General features: G+C 70.4%; 13 protein-coding genes. 9 read left to right on the forward strand and 4 right to left on the reverse strand.

Annotated features, from left to right (window positions below):
- Nucleotide 1: 1 nt before the first annotated feature.
- The 6 genes from ppsA (at nt 2) to AC1DBL_RS08600 (ending at nt 10,901) form a co-directional block, all read left to right on the forward strand.
- The gene (gene ppsA, locus AC1DBL_RS08575; protein ID WP_476925938.1) at nt 2-2,404 is read left to right on the forward strand and encodes a phosphoenolpyruvate synthase; all 2,403 of its coding nucleotides are present in this window, start codon (nt 2-4) and stop codon (nt 2,402-2,404) included.
- Between the two features lie 186 nt (nt 2,405-2,590).
- A complete protein-coding gene (locus AC1DBL_RS08580) occupies nt 2,591-3,241 on the forward strand; it encodes a hypothetical protein (protein WP_476892838.1) in 651 nt (216 codons plus the stop codon).
- A gap of 223 nt (nt 3,242-3,464) precedes the next feature.
- Nucleotides 3,465-4,142, forward strand: a complete 678-nt coding sequence (locus tag AC1DBL_RS08585) for a YcnI family copper-binding membrane protein (RefSeq protein WP_476926057.1) — start codon at nt 3,465-3,467, stop codon at nt 4,140-4,142.
- A 103-nt stretch (nt 4,143-4,245) separates the two neighbouring features.
- Nucleotides 4,246-4,908 (forward strand): DUF4232 domain-containing protein, encoded by a 663-nt coding sequence (locus AC1DBL_RS08590; protein ID WP_476892839.1) that lies wholly within the window; start codon nt 4,246-4,248, stop codon nt 4,906-4,908.
- A 94-nt stretch (nt 4,909-5,002) separates the two neighbouring features.
- The gene (locus AC1DBL_RS08595; RefSeq protein ID WP_476925939.1) at nt 5,003-10,072 is read left to right on the forward strand and encodes an Lhr family helicase; all 5,070 of its coding nucleotides are present in this window, start codon (nt 5,003-5,005) and stop codon (nt 10,070-10,072) included.
- The gene (locus tag AC1DBL_RS08600) at nt 10,065-10,901 is read left to right on the forward strand and encodes a DNA-formamidopyrimidine glycosylase family protein (RefSeq protein WP_441418978.1); all 837 of its coding nucleotides are present in this window, start codon (nt 10,065-10,067) and stop codon (nt 10,899-10,901) included. The genes AC1DBL_RS08595 and AC1DBL_RS08600 overlap by 8 nt, the downstream gene beginning before the upstream one ends.
- A gap of 43 nt (nt 10,902-10,944) precedes the next feature.
- On the opposite strand, the gene yczE is transcribed toward AC1DBL_RS08600, so the two are convergent.
- Nucleotides 10,945-11,625, reverse strand: a complete 681-nt coding sequence (gene yczE / locus AC1DBL_RS08605; protein WP_441418977.1) for a membrane protein YczE — start codon at nt 11,623-11,625, stop codon at nt 10,945-10,947.
- 61 nt (nt 11,626-11,686) lie between these two features.
- Here yczE and yczR point away from each other — a divergent pair, with 61 nt between their 5' ends.
- On the forward strand, nt 11,687-13,207 hold the full coding sequence (gene yczR, locus AC1DBL_RS08610; RefSeq protein WP_476925940.1) for a MocR-like transcription factor YczR: 1,521 nt from the start codon (nt 11,687-11,689) through the stop codon (nt 13,205-13,207).
- A 105-nt stretch (nt 13,208-13,312) separates the two neighbouring features.
- On the opposite strand, the gene AC1DBL_RS08615 is transcribed toward yczR, so the two are convergent.
- Together AC1DBL_RS08615 and AC1DBL_RS08620 are read right to left on the reverse strand one after the other, a co-directional pair.
- Complete coding sequence (locus tag AC1DBL_RS08615) at nt 13,313-14,005, reverse strand: SRPBCC family protein (RefSeq protein ID WP_476925941.1); 693 nt, start codon at nt 14,003-14,005, stop codon at nt 13,313-13,315.
- The gene (locus tag AC1DBL_RS08620; protein WP_476925942.1) at nt 13,998-14,690 is read right to left on the reverse strand and encodes an ArsR/SmtB family transcription factor; all 693 of its coding nucleotides are present in this window, start codon (nt 14,688-14,690) and stop codon (nt 13,998-14,000) included. The genes AC1DBL_RS08615 and AC1DBL_RS08620 overlap by 8 nt, the downstream gene beginning before the upstream one ends.
- 198 nt (nt 14,691-14,888) lie before the next feature.
- Here AC1DBL_RS08620 and AC1DBL_RS08625 point away from each other — a divergent pair, with 198 nt between their 5' ends.
- Nucleotides 14,889-15,824, forward strand: coding sequence for an RluA family pseudouridine synthase (locus tag AC1DBL_RS08625; protein ID WP_476893031.1), 936 nt, complete (start codon nt 14,889-14,891; stop codon nt 15,822-15,824).
- Between the two features lie 43 nt (nt 15,825-15,867).
- Nucleotides 15,868-16,512, forward strand: coding sequence for a DedA family protein (locus AC1DBL_RS08630; RefSeq protein ID WP_441418973.1), 645 nt, complete (start codon nt 15,868-15,870; stop codon nt 16,510-16,512).
- A 63-nt stretch (nt 16,513-16,575) separates the two neighbouring features.
- On the opposite strand, the gene AC1DBL_RS08635 is transcribed toward AC1DBL_RS08630, so the two are convergent.
- Nucleotides 16,576-16,881, reverse strand: coding sequence for a hypothetical protein (locus AC1DBL_RS08635; RefSeq protein ID WP_476917679.1), 306 nt, complete (start codon nt 16,879-16,881; stop codon nt 16,576-16,578).
- Between the last annotated feature and the right edge of the window lie 28 nt (nt 16,882-16,909).

The raw sequence follows: 16,909 nt of genomic DNA on the forward strand, positions 1-16,909 counted from the left end.
CATGACGACGGACATCCTGTGGTTCTCAGAACTCGGACTCAAGGACCTGGACAGGGTAGGCGGCAAGAACGCCTCCCTCGGCGAGATGGTGCAGAACCTCACCTCTGCCGGCGTCCAGGTTCCTGACGGCTTCGCCACGACAGCGGACGCCTACCGCAGCTTCCTGGCCGACTCCGGACTGGACCAGAAGATTGCCGATCGGCTGGTGGGCCTGGATACCGACGACGTGACGGCCCTTGCCGCAGCGGGCCAGGAGATCCGCACCCTGATGCGCGAGACGCCCTTCCTGCCGCACTTCGAAGCGCAGATCCGCGACTCCTACCAGAAACTGGTGGACAAGCACGGCGGCTCCGAGGACCTCTCGTGGGCTGTCCGCTCCAGCGCGACGGCCGAGGACCTTCCTGACGCCTCCTTCGCCGGGCAGCAGGAAACCTTCCTGAACGTTCGCGGCATCGAGAACATCCTGACCGCCATCAAGGACGTTTTCGCATCCCTCTACAACGACCGGGCCATCGCCTACCGCGTGCACCACAAGTTCGAGCACGCCGAGGTGGCACTCTCCGCAGGCGTCCAGCGCATGGTCCGCTCCGACGTCGGCGCATCCGGCGTCATGTTCACCATGGACACCGAATCCGGCTTCAAGGACGCCGTCTTCGTCACCTCCTCCTACGGCCTCGGCGAGGCCGTAGTCCAGGGCGCAGTCAACCCGGACGAGTTCTACGTCTACAAGCCCGCCCTGGCGGCAGGCCGCCCGGCCATCCTCAAGCGCGGACTCGGCGAAAAAGCGCTCCAGATGTCGTACACCAGCAACCGCGAAATTGGCCACACCATCGACTTCGTCCCGGTCGAGGCGTCCCTGCGGAACCGCTTCAGCCTGACCGACGACGACGTCGAGCAGCTCGCCCGGCACGCCGTCGCCATCGAAAACCATTACGGACGCCCGATGGACATCGAATGGGGCAAGGACGGGCTCGACGGCGGCCTGTACATCCTGCAGGCGCGCCCGGAAACCGTGCAGTCCCGCAGGGCCTCCGGCAGCCTGAGCCGCTTCCGCCTGAACGACTCCGGCCGGGTCCTGGTGGAGGGCCGCGCCATCGGCCAGCGGATCGGCGCCGGCAGCGTCCGGATCCTCACCGCGATCGACCAGATGGCCGCGTTCAAGACCGGCGACGTCCTGGTCGCGGACATGACCGACCCGGACTGGGAACCGATCATGAAGCGCGCCTCCGCGATCGTGACCAACCGTGGCGGACGCACCTGCCACGCGGCCATCATCGCCCGGGAGCTGGGGATTCCCGCCGTCGTCGGCACCGGGGACGCCACCGACGTCCTCTCCGACGGCCTCGACGTGACGGTCTCCTGCGCCGACGGCGAGACCGGCCTGATCTACGAAGGGATCCTGGACTTCAGCGTCGAGGAAACCGAAATCACCCAGCTGCCCGAGGCGCCGGTGAAGGTCATGATGAACGTCGGCACCCCCGAGCAGGCCTTTACGTTCGCCCAGCTCCCCAACCACGGCGTGGGCTTGGCCCGGCTGGAATTCATCATCAACCGGCAGATCGGCATCCACCCGAAGGCGCTGCTGAACATGGACGATCAGCCCGCGGACGTGCTCGCCGAGATCCGGGAACGCATTGCCGCCTATGACAGTCCGCGCGATTACTACATCAAGCGCCTGGCCGAGGGCGTGGCAACCATCGCCGCTGCCTTCGCGCCGGAGTCGGTGATTGTGCGGATGTCCGACTTCAAGTCCAACGAGTACGCCAACCTGCTCGGCGGGCCCGCTTACGAGCCGCACGAAGAGAACCCGATGATCGGCTTCCGTGGCGCTTCGCGGTACCTGGAACCATCCTTCCGGGACTGCTTCGACCTGGAGTGCGAGGCCCTGTCCTTCGTGCGGAACGAGATGGGCCTGACCAACGTCAAGCTGATGATCCCGTTCGTGCGCACCCTGGACGAAGCCGGCGGCGTCATCGACCTACTCGCGGAAAACGGGCTGCGCCGCGGCGAAAACGGCCTCGAGGTCATCATGATGTGCGAACTTCCGTCCAACGCGCTGCTCGCGGACGAGTTCCTGGACTACTTCGACGGCTTCTCCATCGGCTCCAATGACATGACGCAGCTGACGCTGGGCCTGGACCGGGATTCCTCGATCGTCGCCGGCAGCTTCGACGAGCGCAACCCTGCCGTCAAGAAGCTCCTGAGCATGGCCATCAAGGCGTGCAAGGCGCGCGGAAAATACGTGGGCATCTGCGGGCAGGGCCCGAGCGACCACCCGGACTTCGCCGAATGGCTGGTCGAGGAAGGCATCGACTCCGTGTCGCTGAACCCCGACACCGTGGTGGAAACCTGGATCCGGCTCGCCGGGGCCGCAGAAGCGTCGGCAGCCGCCGTCGGCAACTGAGTCCCGCCGCACCCGCCGGAAGTCATGACAACGACACCCCGGTCCCCGGACCGGGGTGTCCGCTTCGTAGCAGACAGTCCTTTTTCGTAGCCCTGTAGAAATCGCCGCTAGAATCAAGGGACAACCCGCTGCCGGCAGGACGCCCGCGGGAGCAACCATGACCGCCGCCGGTGAAGGGAGTGTTCCATGCGCACCGCCGCCAGAGCACCCTTCCACGCGTTGCGCTCGGCCATCGTCGCCACGACGATCGTGACGCTCGCCGCCGCAGCGCACGTTGTCGCCGGAGGCCAGCTTCCCGCCCCCGCCATCCTGTTCGCTTTCCTGGCCCTCACCGGACTGGTTTCCACCACGGCCACCAGGCTGAAGCTCAACCTGCCCGCGATGACCGGCCTGCTCGGCGCGGGGCAGGTGGTGCTGCATGAGGCTTTCGCCGCGTTCAGCACGCCGGCCGGCTGGACAGGGTCAGGGCCAGCGTCCGGCACCGTAATCGGCGGAATTGCCGCGCCGGCGCACCACGCGGGCCTGGCCACGATTCCGGTCCCGGCGGACCACCTCCGGCTCCACGAGCTGGACTCCGCCTTGGCCCTGTCCATGCTCGCCGGCCACGCCCTGGCAACCGTTGCCTGCGCCCTGATCCTGGCCAAGGGCGAGGATGCGCTCTGGTCACTCGCCGCGTGGCTCCGCCCGCTCGTCCAGCTCCCCGCGGCGGTCTTGCCGCGTCCGGCCCTCACGCGCGTCCTGCCGCGCCGGTCCGTCGGCGCCGTCCCGCTGCCGTGGCGCAACCTCCGGCGCGATTGCCGCCGCGGGCCGCCCGCCGTCGTCGTCTTTTCCTCCTAACTTTCCTTCCGGCTGCGGCCGTTCCTGCCCCGCAAAGTCTCCGTGCCCCCGGCACGGCGGGCAGCTGCCCCGCGCCTCCCCCGTTTCCGCGCGCCGCATTGAGTGCCGCACTGAGTGCCGCGCGCACGCCTGAAAGGCACCTGTTTTGACCACCACACAGCGACACACCGCCCTCCGCCGCACCCTCTCCGGCACCGCAACCGCCGGAGCCACCGCCGCCCTGATGCTCGCCGGCATCAGCGGCGCCTCGGCCCACGTCGGCGTCTCCCCGGACAAGACCACCGCTAACTCCTATGCCCTGCTGACCTTCGCCATCCCGCACGGCTGCGCGGAATCCGCCACCACCAAGGTGGCCATCACCCTGCCGCCGGAGCTCGACGACGCCCAGCCCACCGTGAACCCCAACTGGACGGCGGCCAAGGTCACCGAAAAGCTGGCGGCGCCGAAGAAGCTGGCCGACGGCTCATCGATCACCAAGCGCACCAGCCAGATCGTCTACACCGCCAAGGCGCCGCTGAGCCCGGAGCTCCGCGACGCGCTGGTGCTGTCGGTGAAGCTGCCGGATGCTGCCGGAAAGACCCTCTATTTCCCGACCCTGCAGAGCTGCGAAGTCGGCCGGGTGGACTGGTCGCAGGTCCCGGCAGCGGGCCAGGACGCCCATGCGCTGAAGTCCCCGGCGCCGTCGCTGACGGTGACGGCGCCGGCAGCCGCCACGGAGGCGGACGGGCATGACGCACACGGCGCCGAGCCGGCGGGGTCCTCCCCCGCGGCCCGCGCGGCCGCGACAAACGACGACGGCGGCCAGGCCAGAAGCTGGGCGGGCCTCGTCGCCGGCGTCGGTGGCCTGGTCCTGGGCGGCCTCGCCCTGCTCCGCAGCCGCAAGCCAGCACCCGCGAAGTAACGCACCCCCGGTTGATGCCCGGAAATCACAATCCGGGCATCAATCCGGGCCCTTCGTCGTGGCGTCGTTGACTAAGGCAACCGTGGAACATCAAAGTTGTGCCATGAGGCCTCAGCAGATGAAGAACAAACTGGTAATTACTTCCGTGACGGCGGCCGCCGCGGTTGCGCTGCTGCTCAGCGGCTGCGGCCAAAGCCAGCCCCAAAGCCAGTCCCAGGGCGCCACGACCGCCACGTCGCCGTCGGCCTCCGCCAGCGAGACGGCTTCCGCCAGCCCTGCCACGACCGCGTCCGGCGGAACTGCTACGGCATCGCCCGCAACTGCCACCACATCCACCGCGACCGGTCCTGCCCTCTGCAAGGCCGCCAACCTCAAGGGGTCCCTCGACGCCCGGGGCGGGGGCGCGGCCGGAAGCGTCTATATGCAGCTGATCCTGAAGAACTCCGGCGCTGAGCCGTGCCTGTTGAAGGGCTTCGCCGGAGTATCGCTCACCGCCGGCGCCAGCGGCGCCCCCATCGGTGCCGCGGCGACACGCGACGACTCGGCGCCCGTTGCCGACGTGCTGCTCGCCCCGGGCAAGTCCGGAAAAGCCACCCTGCGCTACACGCAGGCCGGCAACTACCCCAGCTGCACCCACACCCCGGCTGCCGGCTTCCGGGTGTACCCGCCGGAAGACACGGCGTCGCTGTTCATCGCCGCACCCAAGGACGCCTGCCGCGAGTCGGCGATCAAGCTCCTGACCGTCTCGGCCTTCACCGCGATGTAGCGTCCGCCCCAGGGCACCGCCGGACCCCATCAACGGACCCCACCGCCAAATCGCGCCGCAAAATAGTGTCGGTGCCTTAAGGCATGATGGAGGAATGAAGGGGCAGGAGCTCGCCGGCGGCACACTTGCGGCCGAGGCCATGGACCGGTTCAGCCGGCCGACCCGGGAGTGGTTCCTGGGCGCTTTCTCCGCGCCCACGCCGGCGCAGAACGGCGCCTGGAATGCCATTTCCTCAGGAGCCCACGCCCTGGTGGTGGCGCCGACCGGCTCCGGCAAGACCCTCGCGGCGTTCCTCTGGGCACTGGACCGGCTGCTGGTCTCCGCACCGCCGGCCCCCGAGGAACTTCCCGGACTGCCCGGGCTGGATGCCGCGGCCGCCAAGGGGCGGCGGAAGGCTCCGAAGCGGAAAACCCGTGTGCTGTATATTTCCCCGCTCAAGGCGCTGGGCGTCGACGTCGAACGCAACCTGCGCGCGCCGCTGATCGGCATCACCCAGACCGCCAAGCGCCTCGGCCTGCCCGCGCCGCTGATCACGGTGGGGGTCCGCTCCGGGGACACGACGGCGGCGGACCGACGCTCGCTGCTCAGCCACCCGCCGGACATCCTGATCACCACCCCCGAGTCACTCTTCCTGATGCTCACCTCCAAGGCGCGCGAGACCCTTGACGAGGTGGACACCATCATCGTGGATGAGGTCCACGCCGTGGCCGGCACCAAGCGCGGCGCGCACCTGGCCGTCTCGCTGGAACGCCTCGACGCGCTGCTGCCCAAACCGGCCCAGCGGATCGGGCTCTCCGCGACGGTGGAACCGAAGGAACTCGTGGCGCAGTTCCTGGCGGGCTCCGCACCGGTCGAGATCGTCGCGCCGCCGTCCAAGAAGACCTGGGACCTGACCGTCTCCGTCCCGGTCGAGGACATGTCCGATCTCCAGGGCGCCGCCGGGGCCTTCGACTCGGGGCCGGCGTCCGGGCTGCAGCCGCACGCGTCGATCTGGCCGCACGTCGAGGAGAAGATCGTGGACCTGGTGCTGGCCAACCAGTCCACCATCGTGTTCGCGAACTCCCGCCGGCTCGCGGAACGGCTCACCGCCCGGCTCAACGAGATCTACGCCGAGCGCCAGCTGATGGCCGAAGGCGGCGGCTGGGACGAGGCAGCCGGCGGTGCGGCGGGGCCGGACGGTTCGCTGCCCGCCTCGACCGCGACGCCGGCGCACATGATGGCCCAGGCCGGCAGCACCGCGGGCGCCGACCCGGTCCTGGCCCGGGCACACCACGGGTCCGTGTCGAAGGACCAGCGCGCCATGATTGAAGACGACCTGAAATCCGGCCGGCTGCGCTGCGTCGTGGCCACCTCCTCGCTGGAACTCGGCATCGACATGGGCGCGGTGGACCTCGTGGTGCAGGTCGAGTCGCCGCCCTCGGTGGCCAGCGGGCTGCAGCGGGTGGGCCGGGCCGGCCACCAGGTCGGCGAGATCTCCCAGGGAGTGCTCTTCCCCAAGCACCGGGCGGACCTTGTCCACACGGCCATCACCGTGGAACGCATGCTGGACGGCAAGATCGAACGGCTCTACGTCCCGGCCAACCCGCTGGACATCCTCGCCCAGCAGACCGTTGCCGCGACCGCGCTCGGCGCGATCGACGTCGAGGAGTGGTTCGCCACCGTCCGCCGCTCCGCACCTTTCGCCTCGCTCCCGCGCTCCGCGTTCGAGGCCACCCTGGACCTGCTGGCCGGACGCTATCCGTCCGACGAATTCGCCGAACTGCGGCCCAGGATTGTCTGGGACCGCAACGCCGGCACCATCGAAGGACGCCCCGGCTCGCAGCGGCTGGCCGTGACCTCCGGCGGCACCATCCCGGACCGCGGCATGTTCGGGGTGTACATCATCGGCACGGAGGTGGAGGGCACCGGCTCCCCCGGCGGCACCGGCGACGGCAAGGCCGCGGGCCAGGCATCCACGGCCAAGGGCGGCCGCCGGGTGGGTGAACTCGACGAGGAGATGGTCTACGAATCCCGCGTCGGCGACATCTTTGCCCTCGGCGCCACCAGCTGGAAGATCGAAGACATCACACACGACCGCGTCCTTGTCTCCCCCGCCTTCGGCCAGCCGGGCAAGTTGCCGTTCTGGCGGGGCGACTCGCTCGGCCGGCCGGTGGACCTGGGCCGGGCCCTCGGCGCGTTCATGCGCGAACTTTCGGCGTCCGACGTCGGCCCGGCCACCGAGCGCTGCAAGGCCACCGGCCTGGACGACTTCGCCGCCAACAACCTGATCCAGTACCTCGCCGAGCAGAAGCTCGCCACCGAGGTGGTCCCCAGCGACACGACCCTCGTGGTCGAGCGCTTCCACGACGAGCTCGGCGACTGGCGGGTGGTGCTGCACAGCCCCTTCGGCATGCCGGTGCACGCGCCGTGGGCCCTCGCCGTAGGCCAGCGGCTGCAACAGCGCTACGGGATGGACGGCTCCGCGATGGCCGCCGACGACGGCATCGTGCTGCGGGTGCCGATGATGGAGGACGAACCGCCCGGCGCCGAACTGTTCCTCTTCGAGCCCGAGGAGCTGGAACAGATTGTCACCGCAGAGGTCGGCGGCAGCGCTCTGTTTGCCTCCCGTTTCCGGGAGTGCGCCGCCCGCGCCCTGTTGCTGCCCCGGCAGACCCCCGGAAAGCGGCAGCCGCTCTGGCAGCAGCGGCAACGCTCGGCCCAGCTGCTGGACGTCGCCCGGAAGTACCCGACCTTTCCGATCGTGCTCGAAACCGTGCGCGAATGCCTGCAGGACGTCTACGACCTTCCGGCCCTGAAGGACATTGCCGCCTCGATCGAGCGGCGCGAACTGCGGATCCTGCAGACCACCACGCAGCAGCCCTCGCCGTTCGCGAAGTCCCTGCTCTTTGGCTACGTGGCGCAGTTCCTCTACGAGGGCGATTCGCCGCTGGCCGAGCGCCGGGCCGCCGCCCTGGCGCTGGATTCCACCCTGCTCAACGAACTGCTGGGCCGGGTGGAGCTGCGCGAACTGCTCGACGCGAAGGTCATCGAGGCCACCGAGCTTGAACTCCAGCGCCTCGCGCCGGACCGCCGAATGCGCGGGCTGGAGGGCGTGGCCGACCTGCTCCGGCTGCTGGGCCCGCTCACCCCCGACGAAGTCGCCGCCCGGCTGGAGGCCGAGATCCAGCCCGCCGCAACCAAGGCCGCGTCCGGAACGGAGCTTGCCGACGCTGCAGCAGGAGAGGGCGCCGTCGACGGCGTGCCCGATGCGGGGCCGGAGCCCGCCAAAATCGCGGCGGGCAGCCCCGAGGCCGCGGCGCACCTGGCCGCGCTACAGCGGGCCAACCGTGCGATCAAGGTCAACATCGGCGGCGCCGAGCGGTTCGCCGCTGTCGAGGACGCCGCCAGGCTACGCGATGCCCTCGGCGTTCCATTGCCGATGGGCGTGCCGCTGGCGTTCATCGAACCCGTCGCGGACCCGTTGGGCGACCTCGTTTCGCGGTACGCCCGGACTCACGGGCCCTTTACCGCCGCCGAGGCCGCCGCCCGGCTGGGACTCGGCGTCGCCGTCGTCGGCACGGCGCTCAAGCGGCTGGCCGCGGATGGGCGCGCCGTCGAGGGCGAGTTCCGGCCCCACGTCACGGCACCGGAAAGCGGGTCAGCCGAGGAGACAGCGGACGCGCCTGCACCGGCTGCCCCGGCGGCCCCGGCGGCCCCGGCGACCGTTATGCCTTCGGCAAGCGCCAGCGAATGGTGCGACGCCGAGGTGCTCCGCAAGCTCCGCCGCCGCTCCCTGGCCGCGCTGCGCGCCGAGGTCGAGCCCGTGGATATGTCCGCCTACGGGCGGTTCCTCCCGGCCTGGCAAAACGTACGGACACCCGGCACCCGGGGGCAGTCGGCGCTGCGCGGGCTGGACGGCATCATCACCGCCATCGACCAGCTCTCCGGCGTGCCGATTCCGGCTTCCGCCTGGGAACCGCTGGTCCTGGCCAGCCGCGTCTCCAACTACCAGCCGGCCATGCTCGACGAGCTCATGGCCGCCGGCGAGGTCCTCTGGTCCGGAGCCGGCTCACTGCCCGGCAACGACGGCTGGGTAAGCCTGCACCTGGCCGATTCCGCCGAATTGACCCTGAACCCGGCCCTGGACTTCGAACCCGGCGACGCGCAGCAGCGGCTCCTGGACCACCTGCGGAACAACGGCGGCGGTTACTTCTTCCGGCAGCTAACCGACATTGCCGGCGGGATGGATTCGGTACTCAGCGACCAGGACGTCGTGTCCGCACTCTGGGATTTGGCCTGGGCGGGCCGGATCACCGGCGATACGTTCGCTCCGGTCCGGGCGCTGATCGCGGGCGGGCACACCGCGCACCGGCAGGTCGGGCGCGCCCCGCGGGCCCGTGCGCCCAGGCTCAGCCGGCTGGGACGCGCCCACGGGACCGGCCTGCTCGGATCGCCGGGCCTTACCGGCGGCCGTTACGGCTCCGTCAGCGGCGCCGCCCCCACGCCTCCCCTGGCTGCGGGGCGCTGGTCCGCACTCCCGGCCCCCGAACTCGACGCCACCATCCACGCCCGCGCCACCGCCGAACTCCTGCTCGACCGGTACGGCGTGGTCACCCGCGGATCGGTCATGGCGGAGAACATCCTGGGCGGCTTCGGCCTGATGTACAAGGTGCTGGCCCGGCTCGAGGAAGCCGGGCGCTGCCGCCGCGGCTACTTCATTGAGCACCTCGGCGCAGCCCAGTTCGCCGTGCCGGCCACCGTGGACCGGCTGCGCTCCTACGTCGAGGACGCCCAGCTGAACAAGACCGAGCCGGTCGCCCTGGCACTCGCCGCCACGGACCCCGCGAACCCGTACGGGGCCGCGCTGCCGTGGCCGGCCGTGAATGAGGAGGCAGGCACCGGCCACCGGCCGGGCCGGAAGGCAGGTGCCCTGGTGGTGCTGGTCGACGGAGCCCTGGTCCTCTACGTCGAACGCGGCGGGAAGACCCTGCTGGCGTTCAGCACCGACGCCGAAGTCCTGGCCGCCGCCGGCGCAGCCCTCGTGGGTGTCGTGACCCGGGGCGCCGTCGACAAGCTCATCATGGAAAAGGTCAACGGCCACGGCATCCTGGACACCCCCGTTGCCGCCGCCCTGGCCCAAGCCGGCGCCTACTCCACCCCGAAGGGACTGAGGATCCGTGCCTGAGGGCGATTCCGTTTTCCGCGCTGCGGCGCAGCTGCACGCCGCGCTGGCCGGCAAGGAGTTGCTGGCGTCCGATTTCCGGGTGCCGCGCTTCGCCACGCTGAAGCTGGGCGGCTGGACCGTCCAGGAGGTCGTCCCCCGCGGCAAGCACCTGCTGATGCGCGTGACGGGACCGGCCCCGAAGGACCGGCTCACTATCCACTCACACTTGAAGATGGAGGGGAACTGGCAGGTCTATCCCCCCGGCGGGCGCTGGCGCAAGCCCGGTTTCACCGCCCGCTGTGTGCTCCGCACGGCGTCGGCGGACGCCGTCGGATTTTCGCTCGGGCTGCTGGAGGTCATCCCGACGGCGGAGGAGGCCAGCGTCGTGGGCCACCTCGGACCGGATCTGCTCGGCCCGGACTGGGACATGGCGGAAGCCGAACGCCGCCTGCTCGCGGCACCCGAGGTGCCGATCGGCGTCGCGCTCCTGGACCAGCGCAATCTGGCCGGCATCGGCAACATCTACCGCTGCGAGGCGTGTTTCCTGTCCGGCGTCCACCCGGCGTCGCCGGTCTCGGCGGTCCCGGACCTGGCGGCGATGATCACCGACGCGAAGGTCCTGCTGACAGCCAACCTCGGCCCGGGCCGCCGCGTCACGGTGCTCAACGCTCGCGGAGTTCCGGTCGGCCGGACGGCGGGGCGGCCGGGCTACTGGGTGTACCGGCGGGAGCACCAGCCCTGCCTCAAATGCGGCACCCCCATCCGGCGCGGCGTCCTGGCCAAGGCCACCGGCACCGAGGAACGGGACATCTACTTCTGCCCCAGCTGCCAGCCCCTGCTCGGAGCCTGACGCGGCCGGCCGGGTGCGCGGCCGCCAGGCTCCGTCCGTGGATCTAGGTGGCCGGTGTCGAGGCCCCGGCCACGGCCGCTTCCGCTGCGGGCTGGTCGTCCGCAGCGGGCAGGACCTCTCCGGGGGACTTCAGCTCGGCGGACTTCAGCTCGGGGACGGTGAAGCGCGGCAGCAGGAGCTGGACCAGGGGTCCGATGGCCAGCGCATAGAGCACGGTCCCCACGCCGACCGAGCCGCCCAGCAGCCAGCCGGCGCCCAGCACCACCACCTCGATGCCGGTCCGCGCGCCCCGCACCGGCCAGCCGGTGCGCCGTGCAAGTCCGGTCATCAGGCCGTCCCGCGCTCCGGGCCCCAGGCGGGCACCGATGTACAGGGCGGAGGCCACGCCGTTGAGCAGCACCGCCCCGATCAGGAGCGCGACCTGGCCACCCAGGTGCGAGAACTTGGGGATCAGCGCCAGCCCGAGGTCGGCGAAGACCCCCACCAGCACGGCGTTGCTGACGGTGCCGACCCCGGGCCACTGCCGGAGCGGGATCCACAGCAGCAGGACCAGGAAACTGACGATGATTACTACGGTGCCAAGACTCAGCCCGGTCCTGCCGGCGAGTCCCTGGTGGAAGACGTCCCACGGCGCCGTGCCCAGGCTGGCGCGGATGACCATGGCGAGCGAAACGCCGTACAGGGCTAGGCCGATCAGGAGCTGGAGGAGTCTGCGCGTCATCATGGCCACCATCCTGCCGGAAAACTGGCCTTGTAATCCATAGCCAGTTTGGAATACTGGCTTTATGTCCGGCTCCCTGAATCCGAGTTCCCTCACCCGCTTGCTGGGTAAGTGGAACGTCGGCGCCTCGCCCGCCTACCGCGAGCTGGCCGACGTGGTCCGCCTGCTCATTCTCGACGGCCGGATCCCGCTCGATGTGGCACTGCCCAGCGAGCGGTCGCTGGCAGCCATCCTCGGCATCAGCCGCACCACCGTGACTGCGGCCTACGCCCTGCTGCGCGAGCAGGGCTTCCTCAGCAGCGGCCAGGGCAGCCGGAGCCGGAGCTGCATCCCGAGCCACGGCCCGGCCCATCCCGGCGGGAACGACGGCGGCCTGCGGCTCAGCGGCCCCCCCGGGCTGGCGGTTCCCGACGGGATCCTCGACCTGGCCTACGCCTCGCTGCCAGCCAGCGGCGAAGTGGTGCACCGGGCGTTTGCCGCCGCACTGACGGAGCTGCCGGCGCTGCTGCCCGGCTTCGGGTACGACGCGCTCGGCGTGGGTCCGCTCCGGGAGGCGATTGCGGCCCGCTACACGGCGGCCGGGGTGCCCTCCACCGCCGGGCAGATCCTGGTCACCTCCGGCGCGCAGCACGCCCTGAACATCGTGCTCCGGACCCTCGCCGGGCGGTCCGGGAAGGTGCTCGTGGAACATCCGAGCTACCCGAATGCCCTCGACGCGATCCGGGCCGCGGGCTGCCGCCCGGTGACGGTGGCCATGCCCGCGGCCCACGGCGGCGGCGCCCACACGGAGCACGCCCGCGCCGGGGGCCAGGCAGGCTGGGACCTGGAGGCGATGGAATCGGCGCTGCTGCAGCAGCGGCCGTCGATGGCCTACGTGGTGCCGGACTTCCACAACCCCACCGGCCGGCTCATGCCCGACGCCCAGCGGCGCCGCCTGGTAGCGGCCGCCGTGGCGTCAGGCACCGTGCTGGTGGCGGACGAGACGCTGCGGGAGCTGAACCTCGACGGCGCCAGCTCCACTCCGATGGCCGCGTTCGGGCCGGCGGTGGTGTCCCTGGGATCGCTCAGCAAGTCGCACTGGGCGGGGCTGCGCACCGGCTGGATCCGTGCCAGCGAGCCCCTGATCCAGCGCTTCGCCGCGGCGCGGACCACACTGGACCTGGGCGGTCCGGTGGTGGAGCAGCTCGCCGCGGCGCACCTGGTCAAGGACCTGGCCGAGCCGCTGCCCGCCCGGCTCGCCGCGCTGCGCGGAAACCGGGATTGCCTGCTGGACCTGATCCGCGGGCATCTTCCGGACTGGGAGCCGGAGCGGCCCGTTGGCGGATTGTCGGTCTGGTGCCGTCTTCCCGCGCCCGTCAGTACCGCCCTGGCGGTGCTCGCCCCGGACTTCGGCATCCGCCTCGCGGCGGGACCCAGGTTCGGCGTCGGCGGCGCCTTCGAGTACTACCTGCGGCTGCCGTTCACCCTGCCGCCGGAGCAGCTGGAGTCCGCGGTGCTGGCCCTGCGCGCGGCCCAGGACCGGCTGGACCGCTCCCCGCAGCTGCGCCGGAACCTCCCCGCCCAGCCCGCCGCGGCCATCGCCTGACCCGGCCCCCGGCCCGTTTCGACGGTTCCCTGCCGATCCGGCGCTTGGAAACATCGAGCGGGCACGGAACCGTCGAAACGGCGAGTGGGGCTTGGTTGCGAAGACCTAGGCATAGACCTTCGCCAGGAATCCGGCCCAGGCGTTCGACGTCGCCCCGGTGTCCCCGCTGCCACTGAAGTCGTGCACGGTCATGCCCACCGGCGCCCCGAAGTTGTTGCGGCCGAAGAAGCGGTACATCGCGTCGGCGGTCCGCAGGCCGAGGAAGTTTTCGTTGGCAAAGTCCACTTCGCCGGCCAGGTGCCCGACGCCGTCGACGTCCAGCTCCACCCCGTCGCCGGGGGCCGACCCGGCGACGCCGAGGGCCTTCTTGAGCCGGTCGAAGCCGTCCGGGACCTGGGACGCGGCCGGCGCCTGGATGTCCGTGAAGACGACGGGCCGGCCGTTGAAGTGCTGCAGGTACTGGCCCAGGGTGTGGAGGTAGAAGGCCGTGTGTTTGCTGGCGCCGTCGTACTGCTCATCCCAGTTGTCTGCAAAAATGCCGCTGTGGACGTAGTGGAGCCGCGCCCGGCCGCCGCCTAGCGGTTCCAGCACGTGCTCCAGCTGGTTGAACCAGCCGTCCGGGCCGTCCATCCGGGTGACCAGATGCGAGGGGTACTCGTCCACGGTACGCACCGCGGGCCACTGGTCCGTGGGGAACATCCAGGCGGGGGTGTCCTTGGTGACGGCCTCCCACACCTGTTCGGGCGTGCCGGGCAGTTCGGTGTCGTGAACGATCTCGAATTCGCGCTTGTCAGTCATTGTCCTGCTCCTTAGCTTGGCCGGTTGCGTCTTTCGGGGTTGCGTGGGTTGTTGTGCGTGCCGTCGCCTTCAGCGAGGGATGGAGTGCGACGACGAGCCGGTGCCTGCGTCCGGCCGGCCGGGCTGCCGGGGACCCTGGCGAGGCGTCCGCCGGGACGCCGCTGCCGCCGTCGTGATACTTGTCCACGAGCCGGGTCACCGCGACGCCGAGCTCTTCGGCGAAGGCCGCCCGGTCGGCCGCGGACCGGAAAGTGACCTCGCCGTCGATCGCGAAGGTGGCGATTTTTTGCCTGGCCGCGGTGGCCCCGGCGATCAGCTGGCCCATTTCCTGGACCATGCGGGCCGCGAGCGCCAGCAGCCAGACCGCAGAGAAGCGGTCCGAGAACCGGTGCGGGTCCGGGGCCACGGAGGCAAGCGCCGCCGGCGAAATCAGGTACGACGCCGCCGTCGCCCGCAGGATGCGTTCGGTGACGTTGCCGCGCCTGCGCTCCTCGATGAGTTCGACCAGCCCATGCCGCTCGAGGGCTTTCAGGTGGTAATTCACTTTCTGCCGCGGCAGGCCCACTTTCGCGGCCAGCTGTGTTGCCGATCCCGGCTCGGCCAGCTCGCGCAGGATGCGGGTCCGGATCGGATCCAAGGATGCCTCCGCCGCGGCCGGGTCTTCGATCACTTCGATATCCAACATGCTCCAAGTCTGATTACCGACAGTTTTATTTGTCAAGAACTTTTTTGTCGTCGGCCCCGTCTCGACGGTTCCCTGCCGATGCGGCGCTTGGAAACATCGAGCGGGCACGGAACCGTCGAAACGGCGGGCGGGGCTTAGGCGGGCGGGGCACGGCGGGCAAGCGGGGCGGCGGGGCGGGCAAAGTAGAATGGACCGGTGATGCAATCCCCCCTGCCCGTGCGTGACGGCGTGAACGCGACCCGCCTGCGGCTGCCGGACGAGGGGCCGTGGGACACCGCCATGGACTACATGATGCACCGCTGGGGGCACATCGACCCGCAGGGCATCGAGGACCGTTTCGACGCCGGCGAAATCGTGGGCGAGGCCGGCGTACCGCTGGACCGCACCACCCCGCTGCAGCGCCACACCTTCATCTGGTACTACCGCTCGCTGCCGCCCGAGACCCGCATCCCGGTGGAACTGAACATCCTGCACCAGGACGAGCACCTCCTGGTCGTGGACAAGCCGCACTTTCTGCCCACCACCCCGGGCGGCACCTACATCCAGGAGTCGGCCCTGGTGCGCCTGCGGAACCAGCTGCGGCTGCCGGACCTGATCCCGATGCACCGCCTGGACCGCATGACGGCCGGCATCCTGCTGCTCTCCACCAACCCTGAGACCCGAGGGAAATACCAGGTGCTCTTCGAGAAGCGCCAGGTTCAGAAGGAATACGAGTGCGTGTCCGCCGCGGAGCCCGCCCCGGGGCACCCCGCCGTCGACTTCCCGGTAGTCGTGCGCAACAGGATGACCAAGTCCCGCAGCTACCTGCTCGCCGAGGTCATCGAGGGCGTGCCCAACGCCGAGACCCGGATCGAGCGGTTGCGCACCTTTGACGCACCCGACGCCGCCGCCCCGCGCCGTGCGCTCTACCGGCTGGAGCCGCACTCGGGGAAGACGCACCAACTCCGCGTGCACATGGCGTCGCTGGGACTCGGGATTGTGAACGACGCGTTCTATCCCGAGCTGCTGGACAAGGCGCCGGACGACTACGCCAAACCGCTTCAGCTCCTGGCCCGCGGCATCCGCTTCGTGGACCCCATCTCGGGCAGCCCGGTGGAGTACCGCAGCCGGCTCGAACTTTCCGAAGCCCACTAGCGCCAACCACTGATCCCCGCCGGATATGCGGTAACTTGTGCCCATGGACCTGGCCAATGCGGACACCTGGGGAGCCGCGATCTATTTCTGGATCATCCCCGTGGTCCTCGGCGACGCCATCTTCCCGCCGGTCCCCTCCGAGATGGTGGTCATCACCGCCGGAGCCCTGTCTGCCGACGGCCGGGCCAACGTTTTCCTGGTGGCAATTCTCGCCGCCCTGGCCTCCTGGCTGGGGGACATCATGGTCTTCCAGCTCTTCAAGCGCCGCCTCAGCCACGTGCTGGACCGGTGGAGCTGGGGCCGCAGGTTCCACAGCGGCGTGCACCTGGCCATCGCTCGGGCCGGACGATCGTCGACCTACGGGGCCATCATCGGCATCCGCTTCATCCCGGGCGGCCGACTTGCCACCACGGCCGCGGCGGGGATCGCCAACGTGTCCACCCGCGGTTTCAGTTTCTGCGCGGCGCTGGGCGGCAGCCTGTGGGCGGTCTGGTCGGTGGGCCTGGGGTACATCACAGGTTCGGCCACCAAGCTGCCGTTCTGGGCGAGCTCGCTGATCGGAGTGGGCCTTGGGCTGGTGATCGGCGCCGTCGTCGGGGTGGTCGTCACCCGCCGCCGCGGCAACCGCTCCCCCGTGGTGCAACCCGGCTCCCCCGAGGCGGACCCCGACGCGGAGCTGGACTTCTAGACCGGCACTTCCGCTCCCGCCACGGTCCGCGCTGCTGGGTCCGCGCTGCTGGGCCCCGCGCGGCTACACCGGCGCCCAGCGTCCCCTGTTGCGCCGCAGCACGGTCAGGTTCCCGGTCACCGCAACGCGTTCGACGGCGTCGCGCATCATGGCGGCCGACTCCAGCGCCTGGCTGTTCTCCGCGGCGTAGGCCGTGGCGTCCACCAGGAAGCGGAGGTTCAGCTGCGGGACCCCGCCGGCGAGTTCCAGCTGGTTGGACTCCACGTGGTGCCGCGTTCCCAGCGCCTCCACGGCAGCCGCCATCACGGCTTCCGGCGGGGTGCCCGGCTTGAGTCCGGTGATTTTGAGTCTGGTCTGGAACGACGGCATGGAACAACCCTAGCCGGAGCCGGGGCGC

This window comes from Arthrobacter sp. 10T44 (genome assembly GCF_056393885.1).

Excerpts from the sequence above, each read along its gene's own strand:
- AC1DBL_RS08620 (WP_476925942.1), bottom strand. The coding sequence starts at position 14,690 with ATGTTGGATATCGAAGTGATCGAAGACCCGGCCGCGGCGGAGGCATCC.
- AC1DBL_RS08630 (WP_441418973.1), top strand. The coding sequence starts at position 15,868 with ATGGACCTGGCCAATGCGGACACCTGGGGAGCCGCGATCTATTTCTGG.
- yczE (WP_441418977.1), bottom strand. The coding sequence starts at position 11,625 with ATGATGACGCGCAGACTCCTCCAGCTCCTGATCGGCCTAGCCCTGTAC.
- AC1DBL_RS08595 (WP_476925939.1), top strand. The coding sequence starts at position 5,003 with ATGAAGGGGCAGGAGCTCGCCGGCGGCACACTTGCGGCCGAGGCCATG.
- yczR (WP_476925940.1), top strand. The coding sequence starts at position 11,687 with ATGTCCGGCTCCCTGAATCCGAGTTCCCTCACCCGCTTGCTGGGTAAG.
- AC1DBL_RS08615 (WP_476925941.1), bottom strand. The coding sequence starts at position 14,005 with ATGACTGACAAGCGCGAATTCGAGATCGTTCACGACACCGAACTGCCC.
- AC1DBL_RS08590 (WP_476892839.1), top strand. The coding sequence starts at position 4,246 with ATGAGGCCTCAGCAGATGAAGAACAAACTGGTAATTACTTCCGTGACG.
- AC1DBL_RS08580 (WP_476892838.1), top strand. The coding sequence starts at position 2,591 with ATGCGCACCGCCGCCAGAGCACCCTTCCACGCGTTGCGCTCGGCCATC.
- ppsA (WP_476925938.1), top strand. The coding sequence starts at position 2 with ATGACGACGGACATCCTGTGGTTCTCAGAACTCGGACTCAAGGACCTG.
- AC1DBL_RS08625 (WP_476893031.1), top strand. The coding sequence starts at position 14,889 with ATGCAATCCCCCCTGCCCGTGCGTGACGGCGTGAACGCGACCCGCCTG.
- AC1DBL_RS08635 (WP_476917679.1), bottom strand. The coding sequence starts at position 16,881 with ATGCCGTCGTTCCAGACCAGACTCAAAATCACCGGACTCAAGCCGGGC.
- AC1DBL_RS08585 (WP_476926057.1), top strand. The coding sequence starts at position 3,465 with ATGCTCGCCGGCATCAGCGGCGCCTCGGCCCACGTCGGCGTCTCCCCG.